The 16967-nt window shown below is 69.4% G+C and carries 15 protein-coding genes, 1 tRNA gene, 1 other RNA gene and 2 pseudogenes; 7 read left to right on the top strand and 12 right to left on the bottom strand.

Annotation, left to right across the window (positions count from 1 at the left end; all coding sequences use genetic code 11):
- Positions 1 to 75 precede the first annotated feature (75 nt).
- Complete coding sequence (locus tag GGR66_RS01960; protein ID WP_184447022.1) at positions 76 to 633, top strand: GNAT family protein; 558 nt, start codon at positions 76 to 78, stop codon at positions 631 to 633.
- Positions 634 to 678: 45 nt separating this feature from the next.
- Here the strand turns inward: GGR66_RS01960 and GGR66_RS01955 are convergent.
- Together GGR66_RS01955 and GGR66_RS01950 are read right to left on the bottom strand one after the other, a co-directional pair.
- Positions 679 to 754: non-coding RNA, sX9 sRNA (locus GGR66_RS01955), on the bottom strand.
- 67 nt (positions 755 to 821) lie between these two features.
- Complete coding sequence (locus GGR66_RS01950) at positions 822 to 1880, bottom strand: hypothetical protein (protein WP_184447021.1); 1059 nt, start codon at positions 1878 to 1880, stop codon at positions 822 to 824.
- A gap of 559 nt (positions 1881 to 2439) precedes the next feature.
- On the opposite strand from GGR66_RS01950, the pseudogene GGR66_RS01945 reads away from it, so the two are divergent.
- The 3 genes and pseudogenes from GGR66_RS01945 to GGR66_RS01940 all read left to right on the top strand — a co-directional run.
- Positions 2440 to 3201, top strand: a pseudogene (locus GGR66_RS01945) (TrmH family RNA methyltransferase); the annotation flags it as partial.
- A gap of 193 nt (positions 3202 to 3394) precedes the next feature.
- A complete protein-coding gene (locus GGR66_RS21030) occupies positions 3395 to 3484 on the top strand; it encodes a tryptorubin family RiPP precursor (RefSeq protein WP_017911958.1) in 90 nt (29 codons plus the stop codon).
- 49 nt (positions 3485 to 3533) lie between these two features.
- Positions 3534 to 4418, top strand: a pseudogene (locus GGR66_RS01940) (cytochrome P450); the annotation flags it as partial.
- Positions 4419 to 4650: 232 nt separating this feature from the next.
- On the opposite strand, the gene GGR66_RS01935 reads toward GGR66_RS01940, so the two are convergent.
- The 5 genes from GGR66_RS01935 to GGR66_RS01915 form a co-directional block, all read right to left on the bottom strand.
- Entirely contained in the window at positions 4651 to 5703 is a 1053-nt protein-coding gene (locus GGR66_RS01935) for a LacI family DNA-binding transcriptional regulator (protein WP_184447018.1), read from the bottom strand.
- Between the two features lie 62 nt (positions 5704 to 5765).
- Entirely contained in the window at positions 5766 to 7184 is a 1419-nt protein-coding gene (locus GGR66_RS01930; RefSeq protein WP_184447017.1) for a M28 family peptidase, read from the bottom strand.
- 89 nt (positions 7185 to 7273) lie between these two features.
- The gene (gene mscL, locus GGR66_RS01925; RefSeq protein ID WP_160967647.1) at positions 7274 to 7693 is read right to left on the bottom strand and encodes a large-conductance mechanosensitive channel protein MscL; all 420 of its coding nucleotides are present in this window, start codon (positions 7691 to 7693) and stop codon (positions 7274 to 7276) included.
- 111 nt (positions 7694 to 7804) lie between these two features.
- Positions 7805 to 8512 (bottom strand): fumarylacetoacetate hydrolase family protein, encoded by a 708-nt coding sequence (locus tag GGR66_RS01920; protein WP_184447016.1) that lies wholly within the window; start codon positions 8510 to 8512, stop codon positions 7805 to 7807.
- Between the two features lie 118 nt (positions 8513 to 8630).
- Positions 8631 to 8903, bottom strand: coding sequence for a hypothetical protein (locus GGR66_RS01915; RefSeq protein ID WP_160967651.1), 273 nt, complete (start codon positions 8901 to 8903; stop codon positions 8631 to 8633).
- Positions 8904 to 9104: 201 nt separating this feature from the next.
- Here GGR66_RS01915 and GGR66_RS01910 point away from each other — a divergent pair, with 201 nt between their 5' ends.
- On the top strand, positions 9105 to 9443 hold the full coding sequence (locus GGR66_RS01910) for a Rieske (2Fe-2S) protein (RefSeq protein ID WP_184447015.1): 339 nt from the start codon (positions 9105 to 9107) through the stop codon (positions 9441 to 9443).
- A gap of 31 nt (positions 9444 to 9474) precedes the next feature.
- Here the strand turns inward: GGR66_RS01910 and GGR66_RS01905 are convergent, their stop codons facing one another.
- The 4 genes from GGR66_RS01905 to thiS all read right to left on the bottom strand — a co-directional run bounded on the left by GGR66_RS01905 (position 9475) and on the right by thiS (position 13288).
- Positions 9475 to 11343 (bottom strand): SLC13 family permease, encoded by a 1869-nt coding sequence (locus GGR66_RS01905; protein ID WP_184447014.1) that lies wholly within the window; start codon positions 11341 to 11343, stop codon positions 9475 to 9477.
- Between the two features lie 122 nt (positions 11344 to 11465).
- Positions 11466 to 12218: a tRNA (guanosine(46)-N7)-methyltransferase TrmB gene (trmB, locus tag GGR66_RS01900; protein ID WP_160967657.1), complete on the bottom strand. Its 753-nt coding sequence runs from the start codon at positions 12216 to 12218 to the stop codon at positions 11466 to 11468.
- 10 nt (positions 12219 to 12228) lie between these two features.
- On the bottom strand, positions 12229 to 13023 hold the full coding sequence (locus tag GGR66_RS01895) for a thiazole synthase (protein ID WP_017910410.1): 795 nt from the start codon (positions 13021 to 13023) through the stop codon (positions 12229 to 12231).
- 64 nt (positions 13024 to 13087) lie between these two features.
- Complete coding sequence (gene thiS, locus GGR66_RS01890; RefSeq protein ID WP_160947570.1) at positions 13088 to 13288, bottom strand: sulfur carrier protein ThiS; 201 nt, start codon at positions 13286 to 13288, stop codon at positions 13088 to 13090.
- A gap of 172 nt (positions 13289 to 13460) precedes the next feature.
- Here thiS and GGR66_RS01885 point away from each other — a divergent pair, with 172 nt between their 5' ends.
- Both GGR66_RS01885 and GGR66_RS01880 read left to right on the top strand, forming a co-directional pair.
- Positions 13461 to 15281 (top strand): autotransporter domain-containing protein, encoded by a 1821-nt coding sequence (locus GGR66_RS01885; protein WP_160967661.1) that lies wholly within the window; start codon positions 13461 to 13463, stop codon positions 15279 to 15281.
- A 254-nt stretch (positions 15282 to 15535) separates the two neighbouring features.
- Positions 15536 to 15609: transfer RNA gene (locus GGR66_RS01880), tRNA-Gly, on the top strand.
- 242 nt (positions 15610 to 15851) lie between these two features.
- On the opposite strand, the gene GGR66_RS01875 is transcribed toward GGR66_RS01880, so the two are convergent.
- Positions 15852 to 16472 carry a histidine phosphatase family protein gene (locus tag GGR66_RS01875; RefSeq protein ID WP_184447013.1) on the bottom strand — a complete coding sequence of 207 codons (621 nt, stop codon included), beginning with the start codon at positions 16470 to 16472 and terminating at the stop codon, positions 15852 to 15854.
- Between the last annotated feature and the right edge of the window lie 495 nt (positions 16473 to 16967).

Genomic DNA, 16967 nt, shown 5'->3' with positions numbered 1-16967 from the left:
TCGTAGACGATTGCGACGCCGCGGCGACCGCGGCCGGCGGCTATGCTGCGGGGCCCCTTGCCGCAGGAGCCGCCGATGTCCGAGACCGCCGCTGCCGCCCCCTGGCGCGATCTGCAACTGCACCTGGACGGCATCGTGCTGCGGCGCTGGCGCCCCAGCGACCTGGACGCACTGGTCCGGCATGCCGACGATGCGCAGGTGGCACGCTGGGTGAGCCGGCGCTTCCCGCATCCGTACACGCGCGCCGACGGCGAGGCCTTCCTGGGCGGGCAGGTGATCGACCTGAAAGCGCCGGTGCTGGCGATCGAGATCGGCGGCGAGGCCTGTGGCGGCATCGGCCTGCACCCAGCGGCGCAGCCGGCGCCGGACCAGGCCGAGCTTGGTTACTGGCTCGGCCGCGCGCACTGGGGCCATGGCCGGATGACCCGCATCGTCGCCGCCTACCTGGACTGGGCGGTGCCGGCGCTGCGCCTGCAGCGCATCGAGGCGTTGACGCTGCCGGACAATCACGGTTCGGCGCGGGTGCTGCAGAAGAACGGCTTCGCCGAGATCGGCACGCGCCGCGAAGCGTCGTTGCGCGATGGACAGCCGCGCGACCTGCGGCTGTTCGCGCGGACCTGGCCGGCAGCCTGAGTGGCGCGTCGCCCGCGGTGAGCGACGCGCGGCAGGCCCAAGCCTGGCTGACAAAACGTCGCGAGCAGCCGCCTGGTGGGTGCCGATGGCGCGGAGGAACCGCAGTGTGCAAGTGGTACACAAGGATTCCGAGTGCCGTCCGCGCGCGCCTGGTGGCTTCGCAGCCGTTTTGTTGCCCGCTCTGGGCCTCAGTAGGAAATGGTTGCGGAGGTCGCGGTGGTATCCACCGCGTAGTTGCATTGCACGTCCAGGCCCGAACTGTCGCTGTACGACGCCCAGGCCGGCGACGTCACCTGCTGCATGCGGTAGTCGTACACGCCGATCGCGTCGAAGGTGATGCTGCCGTCCGGCGGATACTGGTCGCAGCTGTCTACTGCATAGACCTCCAGCGCGCCGCCCACCACCAGGTGCCTGGCCGAATTGATGTTGTAGGTGGTGCTGAGCCGCACGCTCTGGCCGGTGGTGACGTTGCGCGTGTCCACGTTCCAGTTCGAGCAGGGCAGGCCGTTGTTGCAGGTCGCGTAGGTGTCGCCGACGATCTGGTCGCCGGCCTTGGCCGCAATGAAGTCGCTGTGCCACACCATGCCGTCCTGGCAGCAGTTCCAACTGCTCAGGTCCCAGCTGTTGTTGTAGCCGCGGTAGCCCAGTACCGGTTGCAGGATCGTCGGATCGTCGCTCTGCAGCCCCGGGAAGAAGTACACCGTCTGCTGCGCCACGTTGGTCGGGTTCTGCGGCACGGTCCAGCGCGCGACGATGCGGCCCATCTTGTTGCCGGTCACCTCGATGGCCGATTGCACCCAGTCGTGGGTGATCGGCGGCGGCACGGCGCCGCGTGCGCTCGACGCCCGCAGCGCGGCGTTGCCGCGCAGTTGTTGGCCATCCAGGCCGCGTCCGTCGGGATGGACGCGGATGCCATTGGGCATGAAGTTGTCCTGGGCGCAGGCCTGGGCTTGTTCGCGCACGCCATCGGCATGCTGCAGGCGGCCGTCGGCGAGCACGCGCTCGCTGCGCTGGACCTGGCGCACGCAGGCCGGTGCGAAGTAACCGAAGGGCGTCTGCACGTAGTCGTCGGGCACGTCGGCGGGCTTGTGCGTGGCGGGGAGGGCGCCGACCCGCGCAAGCCGGGCGTCGGGCGCGGCGGTCTGTGCCAGTGCGCTGGCGCTCAGGCCGAGCAGGGGCAGCAACAGCAGCAGTGCGCCACCCAGGCGGCGCGCGGACGAGGAAAACGGACGGATGTCGGAGTGCATGGGAGTCGCCTTGTCGTGAGAATGCGGAGTGCGTTCTCGGGAGGCCGCGGAGCTGCGCGCATTGCAGGCGCAGGTGATCGCAGGCATCCCGTCTGCGAAGCGAGTGGCGCGGGAATCTGTGGTCGAGGAGGCCTGCGTGGTCGCGGAAGGAGCCGCGACCATGGACCCGATACGCATGCCGCGCTTGTCGGATTTGCGCATGTGTCGCCGCGAATCCCGCATGATGCCGGGCGAGGGCGAACTGCTTCACGGTGCCTGCCGGAATACGGGTAGCGCTTTGCGTGGCGTAGCGTAGACAAGTGCCGGCACCGCGATTGGCACGTCGGGGCAGCCGACGGCGCGCGGATGAGCGAAAATCCCCGCAGCGCGCCGTCGTGGCGAGCGCCCCCGCGTTTTTCCAGGAGATTCCCATGCGTCATGCCCTTCGTTCCCGCTGCGCCGCCCTGGCCTGGCGCGCCTGCGCCACGGGCCTGCGCCGATGACCTCGCCCTGGGGCAACCGCCCGCGCGGGGGGCATCCCCCCTCTCCCCCCGGGAGAGGGGCCGGGGGTGAGGGTACGGCAGCCGCAGCGCCCCGCAACGAACTGCGCCTCTACGGCCTCAACGCCGTGCGTGCGGTGTACGCGCGGCGGCCGGAAGCGATCCGCAAGCTGTACCTGAGCGAGGCACGGATCCCGGCGCTGCAGCCGCTGTTGAAGTGGTGCGTGGCCAACCGCGTCGGCTACCGCGTGGTGGACGAGGCCGATCTGCACAAGCTCGCCGCCAGCAGCCACCACGAAGGCGTGGTCGCCGACGTGCTGCGTGTCGCGCCGCTGGCCTTGGCCGACTGGCTGCAGACATTGGCGCCGGGGCCGGCGATGGCGCTGTGGCTGGATGGCGTCGGCAATCCGCACAACTTCGGCGCGATCCTGCGCTCGGCGGCGCATTTCGGCGTGGGCGCGATCCTGTTGCCGGAGCAGGCCGCACTGGCGCTGTCCGGTGCCGCCGCGCGCGTGGCCGAGGGCGGTGCCGAGGCGGTGCCGCTGGTACGGCTGCCGCCCACGGCGCAGGCCCAGGCGCAGTTGCGTGGCGCGGGCTTCGCCCTGGCGGCGACGCTGGTGGCTGGCGGCGACGATCTGTTCGCCACCGCCTTGCCGCAACGCCTGGTCTACGTGATGGGCGCCGAGAGCGACGGCATGGACCGCGACTTCGCGCAGGCCTGCGACCTGCGTCTGTCCATCCCGGGCAGCGGCGCGGTGGAAAGCCTCAACGTCGCCGCTGCCACGGCGGTGTTGCTGGGGACCTGGCGCAGCCGGCATCCGCACGACCACGTGACGCGCTGAGCACGGCGTCACGCCCTGAGCGCGCGCTGCATTTGGCTACGCGATAGTGTGCGCGGCGGCCGGTTTCGGGTTTGCGGGGCGCGCGTCGGCGGCGTAGCGTCGCGCAGGCGCATCCATGAGGCCGCGCCTCGTGCGATGCGCATCAGCACGACCGTGCAGTTCCCCCGAAAGGGTCATCGTCACTCCTGCGGAGATGTCGCTCATGAAACTGCTGTTCTCCATCAAGCACCTGCTGTCGTCGAAGAAGCCGCTGAAGTCGTACGCCTGGTACATCTGGTACTGAGCGCTGCGTGTCTTGCCGCACGGCGAGCCGTGCGGCCGGTGTCCGGCGGATGCGCTTCGCCGGGCGCCGATGCTTCGGGAGAGTCGGGATGTCCGCCATCATGGTCGACCGCGATGCGCGCGCCACCGTGTTCGCGCCGCGTCTGCAGGCATTGCTGCGCACGCATCTGGGGCAGGACGCGTTCCGCCTGGACGCGGACACCATCGGCGTCGCCGGCGCCGCGCTGAGCGACCGCCTGCTCGCGGCGCGGCCGGCCACCGAACACGAACGGCCGACCTTCAAGCCGCTGCACGGCCGTTCGATCGCGCGCAGCGAAGCGGCAAAGTTGATGCAAGCGATCGGCCGCGACGTGCGCGAGGCGCTGAAGCGTCCGGTGCCCGCGACGCTCGACCTGTCCGGCCCGTGGCCGCACGTCGGCCACGTCTATCTGCGCGATCTGCTGCTCGGCGGCGATCCATGGCGGCTGCGCCTGCTGATGGACCGCACGCTGGAACTGACCCCGCGGCTGACCTGGGCGGCGATCGCCGCCGGCGCGCTCGCACCGCTGGCCCCAGGCGACGATGCCTCGACCCTGGCGACCCTGTTGTCCGCGGCCGGCAGCTACCGCGAGCGCCGCGACGCCATGGGCCTGTACCGGCGCACCGCCGCGCCGGTGTGCTTCACCATTTCCACCCTGGTCGCCAACGCGCTGTGGCTGGGGTCGCCGTTCGACGCCAACGCGTCCAACCGCAACATCCTCTACGAAACCCTGCGCCTGCTGCCGCCGTCCTGGAACATCCTGCGCAATGCCTCGCCGGAATACGGCGCGCTGGACCCGCGCATCGGCGCTGCCGACGACGTGCTGGTGCTGCCCTTGCTCAGTCATCGCGATCCGGCATTGTGGGAGGAGCCGGACGCGTTCCGCCCCGAACGCTGGGATGGCCTGGACCCGGATGCGCTGCCGGGCTATCTGCCGTTCGGGCACGCGGCCGAGCGCTGCTGGGGACGACACATGGTCATGCCACTGGCGGAGCGGCTGCTGGATCTGCTGCGCGGTCAGGACTTGGTCGCGGACCCGCAGCAGCGGCGCGCCGCGGTGCCGTTGACCGGCCTGCTCGGCGTGGCCCAGGTCGACGTGGTCCGGCACGCGCGCGCGTGAGGCATTGCCTGTCGCGCCGTGACGACGATCAGCGCGGTGCGGGCGACGCGGTGGAGCCGCGCGTGACCAGGGTGTAGTCGAGTATCTGGTGGGTGCCGCGGCTGGCCAGGCCGTCGCGGCGCTGGCGGATCTCGCCGAGCAGCAGCGCCACCGCCGCCCCGCCCATCGCCGCGACCGGCTGGTGGATGGTGGTCAGCTCCGGCCAGATCGTGGTCGCCACCGGCGTGTCGTCGAACCCGGCGATCGACAGATCCTCGGGTACGCGCAGGCGCAGCCCGTGCGCGATCGCCAGCGCCGCCGCCGCCATGTCGTCGTTGCTGCACAGGATCGCGCTGGGGCGCGGGGTGACCTGCAGCAGCGCGGTGGCCGCGAGCAGGCCGGAGCGGTAGGTGAACATGCCTTCGGCCACGCGCTCGGGTGCCACCGTCAGCCCGGCCCGGGCCATGGTGTCGAAGAACGCGCGGCTGCGCAGCGCGCTGGGCGTGTGGCCGGGATCGCCGCTGACGAAGCCGATGTCGCGGTGGCCCAGGTCGAGCAGGTGCTGGGTGAGCGCGCACGCGGCCTGGTAGTCGTCGATGCGCACCGAGCTGACCCCGGGCATCGGTGCGCCGGTGGCCACAGCCACCAGCGGGATGCCGCGCGCGTCGAGTTCGGCGATGGTGTGCCGCGCATCGCACAGCGGCGGCGGCAGGATCAGGCCATCGGCACCGGCAGCGAGCAGGCGTTCGGTGGCGGCGCGTTGGCTGTCGCTGTCGTCGCTCTTTTCCACCAGCACCTGGCAGCCTTCCAGGCTGCTTTGCTCGAGCACGCCGAGCATGAACTGGTTGAGGTAGGCCGCACTGGGATTGCTGTACAGCACGCCGATGCGTGCCAGTCCTGCGGTGCGCAGCGAACGGCCGGCGAGGTTGGGGCGGTAGCCCAGCGCCTGGATCGACGCTTCGACGCGCTCGCGCATGGTCGCGCTCACGCGCGGGTGGCGGTTGATCACGCGCGAAGCAGTCATCGGCGACACGCCCGCATGGCGGGCTACATCCAGCAACGTCACCGCTGAGCCCGCGCGACGTTGCCGTATGCCCATCAAAGGTCCTGGCGCTGCTGCGAAGGGAACGCCCTCGCGCGCATCCTGCACAGGGCCAACGCACTTTACTCCCTGGGCGGTTCCACTGTCTTGGCCTGGCTGCCGAAACCACCGTCGGCCTGCGCCGCCAGATACGCGAACACCGCGTATGCAGCGACGTTCTGCGCCAGCGCCTTCGGGTCGATCTTGTCCAGGGTGTCGTCGGCGGTGTGATGCAAATCGAAGTAATCGCTGCCGTCCTGCGCCAGCCAGGCCCAGGCGCCGCCCTTGGCCGCGAGCGGGCCGACATCCGGGCCGGGGCCACCGGCCTCCGGCGCATAGGCGATGCCGAGCGGCGCCAGCGCCTCGGCGATCTGCCGGGTCGCCTCACGCGAGCCGGCGGCGTCGCCCGAGCCGGTATTGAAGGCGTAGATGCGACCGGCGCCGAAGTCGCTCTCGGCGGCGATCTGGTGCCGCGCCACGTCCTGCGCATGCGCCTGCGCGTAGGCCTTGCCGCCGTACAGGCCCTGCTCCTCGTTGGCGAAGGCGATCACGCGGATGCTGCGCTTGGGCGCCTGCTTGAGCTGGCCGATCAGATGCCCGGCGGCCATGCTGATGGCGACGCCGGCACCATCGTCGATCGCGCCGGTGCCCAGGTCCCACGAATCCAGGTGCCCGCCGATCAGCACGACCTCGTCGGGCAGCGTGCGCCCGGTGATCTGCCCGATCACGTTGTAGGAGGTGGCGGTGCCATCCCAGCCGCAGTCCAGCGCCAGGCGCAGGCGCACCGGGCCGCGCGCGAGCAGGCGCGCAAGCTGGTTGGCGTCGGGCACAGAGAGCGCTGCCGCCGGCACCGGCGTCAGTCCCTCGTCGAAGCGGGTGATGCCGGTATGCGGCACGCGGTGCGAATCGGTGCCGGCCGAGCGCATCACGAAGCCGATGGCGCCCTTGCGGATCGCTTCCGACGGCCCCTTGCTGCGCACCGCGCCGCCGTTGCCGTAGTCCTTGCCGTCGCGGGTGCGCAGCATCTGGTAATCGACGAAGGCGATCTTGCCGCGCAGCGCGTCGGCCGGCGCCGCCTGCAACGCGGCCAGGTCGGCGAAACGCACCACCTCGGCCTCGACCGTGCCGCCGGGGCTGCCGCCCAGCGCGGTGACAGTCAGCGGTTGCGCGTGCGCGCCGAGCACCTGCGCGTGTTCGCTGCGCCGCTCCCATTTCGGGAATGTCACCGGCTCGGTCCAGACCTTGTCGAAGCCCAGCGCCTTGAACTTGGCGGTGGCCCAGGCCACCGCACGCGCATCGGCCTCGCTGCCAGCCATGCGCGGGCCGATTTCGGTGGTCAGCGATTCCACGACCTTCCAGCCGGTGTCGTCGGCGAGTGCCCGCTCGCGCAAGGTCGCCGCGTCGCGCAGCGCCGCCTCCGGAATACGCGTGGCGTCGGCGGCCATGGCGGCAGTGGAGGACAGGCCGAGGACGGCGGCGATGACGAGGGCGAGACGGCGCATGACGGATTCCGCGAACACAGGAACGGCCAGCTTAGCAGTGCCTCACCACGATGCACCGCGCGGCCTGCAGGGTGCAGGCCGCGCGACGCTTATTCGGGGCGCGCGTCGTGCTTGAGCGAATCGCGGATCTCGCGCAGCAGCAGCACTTCCTCGGTCGGGGCCTTGGGCGCCGGCGGTTCCTTGCGTGCGATGCGGTTGATCGCCTTGACCAGCATGAAGATGGCGAAGGCCACGATCACGAACTGGATGATGGTGTTGAGGAAATCGCCGATGCCGATCACCACGGCCGGTACCGGCTTGCCCGCCGCGTCCACCGTGGCCGCCTTCAGCGTCCATGCCCAGCGCGAGAAGTCCACGCCGCCCGCGAGCATTCCGATCGGCGGCATGATGATCTTCTCCACCAGCGCGGTGACGATCTTGCCGAACGCGGCGCCGAGCACCACGCCGACCGCCAGGTCCAGCACGTTGCCGCGCATGGCGAATTCCTTGAATTCGCGGATCATGCTCATCGGAACTCCTCTTCTTGTCAGTGCGGGCCTGTCGCCGCGGCGCTAGCCTAGCGCAGTCGCTGTGGTGGTCGGATCACAGCCGTGCGCATGCCGCGCGACAGGCGCGCCCGCTCAGCCGACGATGCGACCGTGACGCTCGGCCACGTTCTCCAGGCGCGCGCTGAAGCGGTCGCCCGGGCGCAGCGCGGCCACGCCGGCCGGCGTGCCCATGAACACCAGGTCGCCGGCGCGCAGCGCGAACAGCTTGGACAGTTCGTGCAGGATCTCCGGCACGTTCCAGATCATCTGCTCCAGCAGCGACTGCTGGCGCACCTCGCCGTTGACTTCCAGCGACAGGTTCAACGCCTCCAGCGCACCGACCTCGCCAGCCGGGACCAGCTCGCTGATCGGCGCCGAGGCATCGAAGCCCTTGGCGATGTCCCACGGCAGGCCCTTGGCCTTGGCCGCGGCCTGCAGGTCGCGACGGGTCAGGTCCAGGCCCACGCCATAGGCCAGGATCAGTGCCTCGGTGCCTTCCACCGGCAGCACGCCCGCGGGCGCGTCCTGGCCCAGCGCCACCACCAGTTCCACCTCGTGGTGCAGGTCCTGGGTCGCGGACGGGTAGGGAATGGCCTCGTCGCCGATCACCAGCGCATCGGCCGGTTTCATGAAGAAGGTCGGCTGGCCGCGCTCGGCCTTCGAGGCGGGCGCACTGGCGCCCATCTCGCGCGCGTGGTCGGCAAAGTTGCGGCCCACGCAGTAGATGCGATGCACCGGGAACAGGCCCTGGCCGCGCACGGGAACGCGCGGAGCCTCGGCAGCGGCGAACAGGTCTTTCATGGGCGTGCATCCAACGAGAGGGGATGCCGCAGTTTAACGCGTCGGGTTCAACCCAATTCCAACAGGGATGCGGATGCCGCTTTCGCGAATCCCCAATCCCGACTCCCCAATCCCCGCCTTACAGCGGCAAGGCCGGCTTGCGCACCACCCGGTACTCGCCATCGACGACATGGCGGCGTGCGGTGGCCGGGCGCTTGCCGCGCTGGCTCAGCAGCTTCATGGCGATGCCGCCCAGGATCATCGCCGCGCCCACGAACACGCTGACGAACACCAGCCCGGCCAGGATCGCCAGGCCGAGCAGGCCCACTGCCAGCTTGACCAGCGGATGGCGCGGCTTGCGCGGCGCGAAGACATGCCGGAATTGGTCGAAATTGAAGACGGAAGCACGCATGGCAGAACTCTGTTTCAGTTTGAACCGAAGGGGTGCAGTATCGACGCTGTTTTATGTGACGGAGTGAAAACTTCGTTAAGCGAAAAATTAACACTTTGCGTTCAACCGCTTGCATGTCCTCGCGGAGTGAAGCATCGCGCAGGGGCGGGCAAGGCAGGTCCGTGCCAGAATTGCGGCCCCATCGCTGCCCGTTCGTCCGTCATGACCGAGTCTTCCGCCGTGCTGGCGTCGCTGCACGACCTCGTCCCCGGCCAACTGGCCGAGGCCGAGGCGCTGCTCGGCGGCGAGTCCGAGTCGCTGCTGCTGTACCGCGAGGGCGACAGCGTGCGTGCGTGGTTGAACGTGTGCCCACACGCCGGGCGCCGCCTGGACTGGGCCCCGGGACAGTTCCTGAAGAGCCGCGAGGGTCATGTGGTGTGCGCCGCGCATGGCGCCGCGTTCGAGCTGCAGGACGGCCTGTGCGTGTCCGGCCCGTGCCGCGGCCAGAGCCTGCATGCGGTGCCGGTGGACGTGCGGGCAGGGCAGGTGGTGCTGGTCTAGCGCGCAGCAAGCGCGCTTGCGGTGCGGCATGCTACAGCGCGTGCCACCAGCCCATCGACATCAGGTTGACCATCAGCACCACCACCAGGGTATAGACCAGCGACAGCGGGCCGCCGACGCGCCACAGTTCGCGCGGCTGGTAGTTGGCCGGGCCGGTGATCATCGAGATCACCGGATTGGACGCGGTCATCAGATTGTTGGACGCCGACAGCGCCACGATCAGGGCGAACGCGGTGGGGTTGCCGCCGGCCGCCAGCGCCAGGTTGACCGCGATCGGCACCATCACAATGGTCGCGCCCACATGGCTGATCACCAGCGAGAACGCGGTGGTCAGCAGGCCCAGGGCGATCTCCAGCGCCCACACCGGAATGCCCTCGGGCAAGCGCGCGATGGTGTGGCCGGCGACCCAGGCCGCCGCGCCGCTGCTGTCCATCGCCCAGCCCAGCGGGATCAGCCCGGCCATCAGGAACACGGTCTTCCAGTTGATCGAGGCGTAAGCCTCGTCCATGCGCAGCACGCCGGTCAGCAGCATGCCGGCCACGCCGGTCATCAGGGTCAGCGCCACCGGCAGCTTGGAGGTGAGCGCGATCAGGATGGTCAGGGCGAAGATCGTCATCGCGATCTTGAACTTGTGCGGACGGTGCTCGCCCTTGGGGTAGTCGGTGACCACCACGAAGTCGCGGCTTTCCGAGGCCTGTGCCAGGTCCTGCCAGATGCTGTGGAACACCAGCATGTCGCCGGCGCGCAGCGGCACCTTGCGCACGTCCTCGCGGATCACCTGCTTGTCGCGGTTGATCGCCAGCAGGCTGATCCCGGCCTGCTTGCGCAGGCGCAGTTCGGCCGCGCTCTTGCCGATGAAGCGCGAGGTCGGCGGGATCACCGCCTCGGAGATGCCGGCGCGGCTGGGGTTGAACAGGTCGCCGAGGTTGCGCAGGCGCGAGGACAGGCGCAGGAACTGGTTCTGCGCGAAATCGGCCACCTGCTGGCGCGCGCCCATCACCCCGAGCACGCTGCCGACCCAGATGCGCATGTCCGCCGGCGGCGCCAGGCGGGTGTCGTTGCCGGTCTTCAGGGCCAGCAACAGCGGTGCGTTGTGCACGGTCTCGGCCTCGCCCAGGGTCATGCCGACCAGCGGGCTGTCGGCGCTGACGATCAGTTCGAACACATCGCCCTCGATGCCGTAGGTGCGGGCGAAATAGCTCTCGGTGCGCGCCGGGGTGACGCCGTCGTTGATCAGCCGCTCTTCTTCGGCCAATGCCTTGTCGCCGCGCACGCGGAAGTAGATCAGCGAGGCCAGCAGCAGCGCCATGCCGATCGGCAGCGGCGCGAACATGCGCAGCGGCTCGATGGTGGCCATGCCCGAGGGCAGGTTGTTGTTGGCCGACTGCAGCAGGTCGTTGAGCAGGATCAGCGGCGAGTTGCCGACCATGGTCAGCGCGCCGCCCATCACGATGGCCGCGGCGATCGGCAGCAGCAGCCGCTGCAGGGTCAGGCCGGTGCGTCCGACCAGGCGCGAGGCCACCGGCAGGTACAGCGCCATCACCGAGGGGTTCTGCATGAACGAGGAATTGAGCCCGGCGATGGCGGTGGTCAGCAGCATCAGCCGTTCCTCGACCCCGCGCGCGCGACGCAGCAGCCACGACGCCAGCCGGTTCAGCGCGCCGGTGCGCTCCAGCCCGGCGCCGAGGATGGTGGTGGCGATGATGCTCATCACCGCATTACCGGAGAAGCCGCTGAACAGTTCCTCCGGCGCGATCAAGCCGGTCACCCCGAGCACCACCAGCACCACCAGCGCCACCACGTCGGCGCGGATCCGCTCGAACACGAACATCGCCATGGTGAAGCCGACCAGCCCGAGCACGAGCTTCATATCGGTGGTCAGCGTCAGCGCGGTGTCCATTGGGGGCCGGGATTGGGGATTGGGGATTCGGGATTAGCTGACAGCGCGAATCGGGACCGGCCGCGCTAATGGCGTGCCGCAGAGGCATTGTGTCCGGAAGGTGGCGGATTCGCTCCTCATCCCTAATCCCGACTCCCCAATCCCGGCTTGTCGTACAGCAAATCCCACACCCCATGGCCCAGATTCTGGCCGCGGGTCTCGAAGTGGGTCTGCGGGCGCCAGTCCGGGCGCGGTACGTGGCCGCGCGGGCCGGCGCGGTTGACCAGGCCGGGGGTGGCGTCGAGCACGTCCCACATCTGCTCGGCGTAGTCGGCCCAGTCGGTGGCGCAGTGCAGGCGGCCGCCGTCGCGCAGCTTGCGCACCAGCAGCGCGGCGAACGCCGGCTGCAGCAGGCGCCGCTTGTTGTGGCGCTTCTTGTGCCAGGGATCGGGGAAGTAGATGCGCACCTCGTCCAGGCTGCCGTCGGCGATCTCATGCTGCAGCACCTCCACCGCATCGTGGTGGTACAGGCGCACGTGGTCGGCACCGTCCTCGGCCAGCGCGTTGAGCAGGCGGCCCACGCCGGGCGCGTGCACCTCGATGCCGATGTAGTCGCGGCTCGGATCGTGCTGCGCGGCATGGCGCAGGGCCGCCCCGTTGCCGAAGCCGATCTCCAGCACCTTGGGCGCGTTGCGGCCGAAGGTGGCGTCCAGATCGCGCGGCTGGCCGCTGTAGTCCAGGCCGAAGCGCGGCCACAGCGCATCGAACGCGCGCTGCTGGGCCGGGGTGAAGCGGCCCTGGCGCAGCACGAAGCTGCGCACCTGGCGGTGCCCTTCCTCGACGGTGAAGGGTTTCGGCGGGGTCTTGGCGCCGGCGCTGGAGAACGGATCGGTCATGCCTGCGGCCTCACCCGATCAGTCCGTCGACCGGCGAGGAGGCGCTGGCGTAGCGCTTGCGCGGGATGCGCCCGGCCAGGAACGCCTCGCGGCCGGCTTCCACCGCCTTGCGCATGGCGCTGGCCATCAGCACCGGATTGCGCGCGCCGGCGATGGCGGTGTTCATCAGCACGCCGTCGCAGCCCAGTTCCATCGCGATCGCCGCGTCCGAGGCGGTGCCGACGCCGGCATCGACGATGATCGGCACCTTGGCGTTGTCGATGATCTCCAGCAGGTTGTAGCGGTTCTGGATGCCCAGCCCGGAGCCGATCGGCGCGGCCAGCGGCATCACCGCCACGCAGCCGATCTCTTCCAGGCGCTTGGCCAGGATCGGGTCGTCGCTGGTATAGACCATCACCTCGAAGCCGTCGGCGACCAGGATTTCGGCGGCCTTGAGGGTCTGCACCACGTCCGGGAACAGGGTGCGCTGGTCGCCCAGCACTTCCAGCTTGGTCAGGTTGTGGCCGTCGAGCAGTTCGCGCGCCAGCCGGCAGGTGCGCACCGCATCCTCGGCGGTGTAGCAGCCGGCGGTGTTGGGCAGGATGGTGTACTGCTCAGGCGGCAGCACGTCGAGCAGGTTGGGCTCGCCCGGGTTCTGGCCGATGTTGCTGCGGCGGATCGCCACGGTGACGATCTGCGCGGCGGCGGCCTCGGTGGCCAGGCGGGTCTGTTCGAGATCGGCGAACTTGCCGGTGCCGGTGAGCAGGCGCGAACGGTAGGGTTTGCCGGCGATCACCAGCGCATCGTGGGGGGCGGGAGCGTTCATCGGCGGATTATCGCCCATCGCACCGGCCCTGCCGAGTCCGCACCGGGACGCGCGGCGGCGCGATTCAGCCGCCGCCCAGCGCGTGCACGATCTCGACCCGGTCGCCGGCGTGCAGTTCGTGCGCGGCGTGCGCGCCGCGCGGCACGATCTCGCCGTTGACCTCGACCGCCACCCGCCGCTGCCCCAGTCCTTCGGCCTGCAGCAGCGCGGCCACGGTGGTGGCCGGCGCCAGCGTGCATTGTCTGCCGTTCAATTCGATGTTCATGCCATCATTGTGCAATGCGCGCCCTGGGCGCGCGAGTCGCGATCTTGCGGCAGTGCAACGTGAGCGTGTCCGGCAGAGGTGAAATCATGTCGGCCATGCGGCAACGTATGGCGCGGCCGCTCCCCCGTTTCGTTGCATTTCTCGTGTTCCATTTCTGCCCGGGAGGGCTTCCATGACTTCGTCCATCCGTCCGCTCCGTTCGCTGCTCGCCGCCGCGATCGTGCTCGCCGCCGCGCCTGCGTTCGCGCAGTCCACCTACAGTCGCACCGTGTTCTTCGGCGACAGCCTGACCGACGCCGGCTACTACCGGCCGCTGCTGCCGGCCTCGGTACGTGCGGTGACCGGCCAGTTCACCACCAATCCGGACTTCGTCTGGGCGCAGTACGTGGCCGAGTACTACGGCACCAACGCCGCCGCCAACGGCAACGGCCAGATCGGCGACGACTATGCCGCCGGCAACGCCCGCGTCGGCGTGGCCAACCCGAGCGCCCTCGGCGTGGCGCCGTCGCTGGCCACCCAGGCCAGCAACTACCTGGCCGCCAATGGCGGCAAGGCCGACCCGAATGCGCTGTACTCGGTGTGGGGCGGCGCCAACGACCTGTTCGCCATCGCCGGCGGCGCGCCGGTGCAGACCACCATCGGCAATGCGGTGGCCGCCGAAGTGGGCATCGTCGCCAGCCTGCAGAACGCCGGCGCGCGCTATGTCATGGTCAACAACCTGCCCGACGTCGGCATCACCCCGCGCTTCCGCGCCGGCGGCGCCGTGGCGATGGCGCAGGGCACCGCGCTGGCCACCGCCTACAACAACGCGCTGTTCTCCGGCCTGAAGAGCGCCGGGCTGCGGGTGATCCCGGTCGATACCTTCCACCTGCTGCAGGAAGTGGTGGCCAACCCGGGCACCTACGGCTTCACCAACGTCACCGGCACCGCCTGCCAGCCGCAGGTCACCGCGCAGTCGCTGACCTGCAACCCGACCAGCTACGTCAGCGCCGATGCCGCCGACACCTATGTGTTTGCCGACGGCGTGCACCCGACCGGCCGCACCCACGAACTGCTGGCGCAGTACGCGCTGTCGATCCTGGAAGGCCCGCGCACCCAGCAGATCCTGACGCACTCGGCGCAGATGGTCGGCCGCTCGCGCGCCGATCAGGTCGCCTGGCACGTCGATGGCCGCCCGGAATCGGACGGCGTGCGCTGGTGGGGCAACCTGCGCGGCGACATGCAGCGCTACCAGCACGGCGACCTGTACGACGGCATGGCCCCGGCCGGCCTGTTCGGCGTGGACTGGTCGCGCGGCGAGTGGGTGTTCGGCGGCTTCGGCGGCTTCGGTCGCACCGATGCCGACTTCGGCAACCGCGGCGGCGACTACACCCAGGACGACAGCACCCTCGGCGGCTTCGCCGGCTGGTACGGCGAGCATGCCTGGGTGAATGCCCAGGTCAGCTACACCTGGCTGAGCTACGACGTCACCCGCAAGGTCAACCTCGGCCCGGCCACCATCGAGCACAAGGGCTCGCCGGACGGCAGCAACCTGACCGCGGCGCTGCAGGGCGGCTACGAGTTCGGCGAAGGCAGCTTCAAGCACGGCCCGGTGGCCGCGGCGATCTGGCAGAAGGTCAAGCTCGACGGCTACACCGAGAGCAACCCGAACTCCAGCGCGCTGGGCTACAGCGACCGCGACGTCGAGTCGATGGTCGGCCGCATCGGCTGGAAGGCCAGCATCGACGCCGGCACGGTGAAGCCGTACCTGCAGGCCACCTACGACCACGAGTTCAAGAAGAACCAGGAAGCCACCGCGTGGCTGCAGACCATGTCCGACCTGGGCGAGTACGCGGTGCCGGGCATCGACTTCGACCGCAACTACGCGTCGGTGGTGCTGGGCGCGCGGACCAAGCTGTGGGGCTTCGAGAGCAACGTCGGCATCGCCACCACCACGGGCCAGTCGCGCGCGCACGACACCTCGCTGTTCGTGAACTTCGGCGGCAGCTTCTAAGCACCGCCCGGGTTTGCCCGCCTTGCCCGGCTGCGTGCCGGGCGGGGTAGGGCGAGGGATGTACAAAGGCAGCAGTGCCTGTTGTGGGAGGGGCTTCAGCCCCGACGCCTCGGAGTCCGAGCCGTCGGGACTGAAGCCCTTCTGCATTTCCACGGCACCTGCCGGGCCGTGTCGCTTTCGTCCGCGCACTGCAGCCCGCATCGCGCCGATTTCTTGCGCAACCCCCGGCCCAGCGCATAGACTGCACCGGCAACGCGGGCGTAGCTCAATGGTAGAGCTGTAGCTTCCCAAGCTACTGACGTGGGTTCGATTCCCATCGCCCGCTCCATGTCCTGCACGCGTCTTCGCTGATTTGCGCGCTCCGCAATCCGGACAGTTCCGCAATCAGCGCTGAGGGGTGGTCTTCGCGCCCTTGCGCTTACGCACATAAATCTCGTTCGTCGTGCCCGGCTTGTGCCCAAACCGCGACTGAGCTTGGCGGCTGTCGCCGACTGTACCGGCCTTTGCGCATTGCCTGCAGTTCTGCCCCTGCTTCTTTCGACAGCGTCGCGCGCGCTGCACTCGACAACGCTAAACACGAAGCCCGAGCGTGTGATGGGTCTCGTTGAGGCGATGCAGGGTGAAGTCGTCTGCTTCGATCGCGATTTCATTCACGCAGCACGGCTCCTGCTTGATGCGCCAGTAGCGGGCCAGCGGCAGCCCGAGGCATTGCAGGAGGATGACCCGATTGATGCTGTCGTGGCCAACCATGACGACGGTCTGGCCGCTGTGATCGTGCAGGATCGTGTGCAGCACCTTCATTGCGCGAACCAGCACGTCCGCCAGCGTTTCGCCTCCTGGAATCACGGCGAGATCGGGCGTCGCAAACCAGGCCCGTGCGAGATCGGGCCAGCGCGCAGCCACCTCTTCGTGCGTCAGCCCTTGCCATTGGCCGTAGTCGATGTCGGACAGGTCGTCCAGGCTCTTGGCCGGCACACCGGTTGCCTGCGCGATCGCATCGCCGGTTCGGATGCACCGCGACAGTGGGCTGGTGTAGATCGCGTCCGGTGTCCAGCTTTGTGCCACACGCGTTGCCAAGGCCGCGGCCTGCAGTTCGCCGAGCTTCGATAGCGACAGTTCCGCACGCCCGCGGAACCGCTCGGGCGCGATCCAGTCGACGTGCCCGTGGCGGGCGAGGATCAGGGTGGTCATGCCGCCTTTCTCTCATTGTCTTGTCTAACCAACGCTGAGCGATGAGATGGCGCGGTTTCGCCGATGCATGTGGCCTGGTTGCATGCGTGTCACGACATTCCGCGACGCGGTTGCCGCAGATCTCCGGCAACTCCCACGTCATCGACCAAATTGGGGTTGGCCGATGCCTGAGCGCTTGCTCGTTGCCGATCTTTCCATCGCAGTCGAATACCGCCGTGCCGCTTCCTCACCCATGCATCGTTGGGCCTTGCGGCTGGCACGGCACTGCCAGTGTTGCCGTGCGTCATCCGCAGTGCGATGGCGGTGCCGCCGACACTCGGATCCCCACGCCCTGCAGGACGTGCAGCACGTGGCGATCCCGATGCGGCAGAGCCGTTCCTTTTCCAGGAAATTCGACGCTCCTTCATCAACGGCAATGCCGTCCGTTGGTCGAACGGCGTCGTTCGCGTCCGGATCCGTTTCAGGGCATGCGCGGCGTCCGGCGCGCGCACGCCT

The sequence above is a fragment of the Xanthomonas sp. 3498 genome, assembly GCF_014199795.1.
Taxonomy (GTDB): domain Bacteria; phylum Pseudomonadota; class Gammaproteobacteria; order Xanthomonadales; family Xanthomonadaceae; genus Xanthomonas_A; species Xanthomonas_A rydalmerensis.
The sequence above is the reverse complement of the archived record's forward strand: the minus strand, read 5'-3'. Positions and strand labels throughout refer to the sequence as shown.

What these genes read in the sequence shown, in the direction of transcription:
- GGR66_RS01905 (WP_184447014.1), bottom strand. Translation starts at nt 11,343, where the DNA reads ATGGACACCGCGCTGACGCTGACCACCGATATGAAGCTCGTGCTCGGG.
- GGR66_RS01930 (WP_184447017.1), bottom strand. Translation starts at nt 7,184, where the DNA reads ATGCGCCGTCTCGCCCTCGTCATCGCCGCCGTCCTCGGCCTGTCCTCC.
- GGR66_RS01920 (WP_184447016.1), bottom strand. Translation starts at nt 8,512, where the DNA reads ATGAAAGACCTGTTCGCCGCTGCCGAGGCTCCGCGCGTTCCCGTGCGC.
- GGR66_RS01960 (WP_184447022.1), top strand. Translation starts at nt 76, where the DNA reads ATGTCCGAGACCGCCGCTGCCGCCCCCTGGCGCGATCTGCAACTGCAC.
- GGR66_RS01910 (WP_184447015.1), top strand. Translation starts at nt 9,105, where the DNA reads ATGACCGAGTCTTCCGCCGTGCTGGCGTCGCTGCACGACCTCGTCCCC.
- GGR66_RS01875 (WP_184447013.1), bottom strand. Translation starts at nt 16,472, where the DNA reads ATGACCACCCTGATCCTCGCCCGCCACGGGCACGTCGACTGGATCGCG.
- GGR66_RS01915 (WP_160967651.1), bottom strand. Translation starts at nt 8,903, where the DNA reads ATGCGTGCTTCCGTCTTCAATTTCGACCAATTCCGGCATGTCTTCGCG.
- GGR66_RS01950 (WP_184447021.1), bottom strand. Translation starts at nt 1,880, where the DNA reads ATGCACTCCGACATCCGTCCGTTTTCCTCGTCCGCGCGCCGCCTGGGT.
- GGR66_RS21030 (WP_017911958.1), top strand. Translation starts at nt 3,395, where the DNA reads ATGTCGCTCATGAAACTGCTGTTCTCCATCAAGCACCTGCTGTCGTCG.
- thiS (WP_160947570.1), bottom strand. Translation starts at nt 13,288, where the DNA reads ATGAACATCGAATTGAACGGCAGACAATGCACGCTGGCGCCGGCCACC.
- trmB (WP_160967657.1), bottom strand. Translation starts at nt 12,218, where the DNA reads ATGACCGATCCGTTCTCCAGCGCCGGCGCCAAGACCCCGCCGAAACCC.
- GGR66_RS01885 (WP_160967661.1), top strand. Translation starts at nt 13,461, where the DNA reads ATGACTTCGTCCATCCGTCCGCTCCGTTCGCTGCTCGCCGCCGCGATC.
- mscL (WP_160967647.1), bottom strand. Translation starts at nt 7,693, where the DNA reads ATGAGCATGATCCGCGAATTCAAGGAATTCGCCATGCGCGGCAACGTG.
- GGR66_RS01895 (WP_017910410.1), bottom strand. Translation starts at nt 13,023, where the DNA reads ATGAACGCTCCCGCCCCCCACGATGCGCTGGTGATCGCCGGCAAACCC.